The organism is Falsiroseomonas oryzae (assembly GCF_027856955.1).
Taxonomy (GTDB): domain Bacteria; phylum Pseudomonadota; class Alphaproteobacteria; order Acetobacterales; family Acetobacteraceae; genus Falsiroseomonas; species Falsiroseomonas oryzae.
The window spans coordinates 1-1406 of the sequence record NZ_JAPSMD010000772.1 but is presented as its reverse complement, the minus strand read 5'-3'; the positions used below and the strand labels follow the sequence as shown (position 1 = coordinate 1406).

The 1406-nt window shown below is 74.7% G+C and carries 2 protein-coding genes; one reads left to right on the top strand and one right to left on the bottom strand.

What is annotated here, in order from left to right; genetic code table 11:
• Positions 1 to 581 (bottom strand): LysE family translocator (locus OZN99_RS31545; protein WP_270939142.1); only part of this gene is annotated, 581 nt, incomplete at its 3' end.
• Positions 582 to 904: 323 nt separating this feature from the next.
• On the opposite strand from OZN99_RS31545, the gene OZN99_RS31540 reads away from it, so the two are divergent.
• Positions 905 to 1406, top strand: a 502-nt coding sequence (locus OZN99_RS31540; protein WP_270939141.1) for a hypothetical protein, incomplete at its 3' end; no start/stop codon positions are given.

The window sequence follows — 1406 nt, the reverse complement described above, 5'->3', positions numbered from 1 at the left end:
CCCGCGCCCACCAGCACCGCGCCGCCGGCGCGGTTCAGCGCGCGGCGCAGCCCGGGCCGGCGCACCGCGCCGGAGAGCCGCGCGGCAAGCAGCGCATAGGCCGCGGCATTCATGGCGGCCAGGGTCACGAAGGTGGCCACCAGGATCGCCGCCTGCGTCGCGAAGGGCCGCGCGGGGTCCAGGAACTGCGGCACGAAGGCCACGAAGAACACGATGCCCTTGGGATTCAGCGCGGTCACCACATAGGCCTCGCGGAAGGCGCGGCGGGGCGGCAGGGGCGGGGCGGCATCGGCGGCGACCGGGGCGCGCCACATCTTCACGCCGAGCCACACCAGATAGGCCGCGCCCGCCCATTTCAGCGCGGTGAAGGCCGCCGCGGAGGCGGCGAGCAGAGCGCCGAGGCCGGCCAGCGAGAGCGTCATGGCCGTGAGGTCGCCGAGCGCCACGCCGGCGGCCAGCGGCAGCGCGTTGCGCACCCCGCCGCCCAGCGACTGGCCGATGACCAGCAGGATGGTGGGGCCGGGGATCAGCAGCATCGCGATCGCCGCGGCGACGAAGGCGAGCCAGAGGGTGGGGTCCATGCGGCGTGCTCCTGCCTGGGCATGTAGCAGCTTCGCGCGACTCCCGCGCGCCGTCCCATCGGCGTCCCGCAGACCCTCCCACGCGCTGTCCGCAAACCTTCCCACGCGCTCCCCGCAAACCTTCCCACGCGCTCCCCGCGCGATCATGTGACGCAGGCGGGCCTCGCCCCGCGGGCGGTTGTTGCGACGCGCGGGAACGCAATGCCGTGGTCGTGCATTGAGGTATCGGGCACCCCCGACGGAAGCTTCAACGGACCGGGGGCGCGGCACGACCGCGCCCGGTCCGCGGCACAACCGCCGCGGCTGCATGGAGGAAGGTCCGCATGCACCTCGATCTCCGGCTCGAGCGGGCACTCGAGCGCGTGGAACTGGTCACCGGCGTCGGCACGCGCGACGCCGGACGTATGTGCGTCATGTCGCTGGTCGCCTGCCTGGCGGGCGAGGAACACACCGACAGCCCGAGCTGCGCGTCGCAGCTGATCCGCGCCTTCGCGATTCCGCTGAACGACAACATGCCGCATGCCGTGCGGCAGCGCCTGAAGCCGTTCGCGCCGCGGATCCTGGGCACGCAGGACGGGCAGGACACGGTGCGCGCCGAACTGCTGCGCCGCGCCCTGGCCGAGGAGATCCTGCCGCGGCTGGGCGGGCAGAAGCAGCCGCAGGCGCGCCGCTTCGGCGGGCCGCTGTGGCGGCTGTGGTCGCTGCTCGGCATGCGCCGGCTGGAGCGCGAGGCGGAATGGATGATGGACCGCGCCGTGGCCCTGGCCGACGGCGCCGACCTGGCCCGCGCGATCGCCGCGGCCGGCGCGGTCGGGCGCCTGCTGG